Source organism: Pseudomonas sp. YQ_5 (assembly GCF_043103305.1).
In the GTDB taxonomy this organism is placed as follows: Bacteria; Pseudomonadota; Gammaproteobacteria; order Pseudomonadales; family Pseudomonadaceae; genus Aquipseudomonas; species Aquipseudomonas putida_Y.
Window position 1 is genome coordinate 1 of sequence record NZ_JBICJS010000041.1, and the last position, 954, is coordinate 954.

Genomic DNA, 954 nt, shown 5'->3' on the forward strand with positions numbered 1-954 from the left:
CGAGGGCGAGACCATGAAAAAGCATAGTTCGAAACACGATTCCCTGTCTTCCACTGATGTGGAGCTTTGCACAACCATCTGCGTAGACCTGGCCAAACAGGTCTTCCAATTAGCAGGCGAGGACGCTACTGGTCGGGTGATCTACGAAGATCGCATCAAATCCCGCCAAGCGTTCCATGATTTCCTGCTCAAGCTGCCAACGACCGTGGCCGTCTTGATGGAATGCGGTCCAGGTGCACAAGCTTGGGCCAGACTGCTGCAGGCCAAAGGTAATCCGGTTCGCATCCTGCCGGCGCAACGTGTCGCCGAACATCGCAGCGGTGCAAAGAACGATCGTAACGACTGCTATGCCATTTTGCGTGCCGGTCGCGATACGAGCATCGCTTCGATACCGATCAAGAGCACCACAGCACTGGCTATTCAAGCGCTGCACCGTATCCGGCGCGGTAACATCAAGCGACATACCGCGCTGGGTAATCAGATCCGTGGTTTGCTACTTGAGCATGGCGTATCCATGCCCCAGGGTGATGCCGCGATCAATAAGCATGTGCCTCAGGCGCTTGAGGATGCTTCCTTGCCTCTGCCCGACTTGTTGCGCGAGTTGCTCGATGAGTTGCTGATGGACTGGTTGTCTTTAGGTGAACGCATAACGGTGCTGAGCCGGCGGCTCGAAGCGACTGCCCAGGAGGATAAAGTCGCTCAGCGACTGATCACCATTCGCGGCGTCGGCCCTATCATTGCCACGGCGATCGTGGCGAAACAGACCGACCCCAGCCGCTTCGCCAGTGGCCGAATGTATTCCGCCTTCTTCGGTATCGTGCCCGATCAGCACAGCAGCGGAAACAAAATCAGATTGGGCAAGATGAGCAAGCGCGGTGACGGCTACATACGCAGCCTGCTGATCCAGGGCGCCCATTCTGTTTTGAGTCAGTTAAGGCCTGATTCCGATCAGCC

Annotated in this window: 1 protein-coding gene; it reads left to right on the plus strand. The window is 56.7% G+C overall.

Features of this window, described 5'->3' with window-relative positions; translation table 11 throughout:
* Positions 1-58: 58 nt before the first annotated feature.
* The coding region (locus ACF8EA_RS06935; protein WP_392521346.1) for an IS110-like element ISPpu11 family transposase at positions 59-954 on the plus strand (896 nt) is incomplete at its 3' end.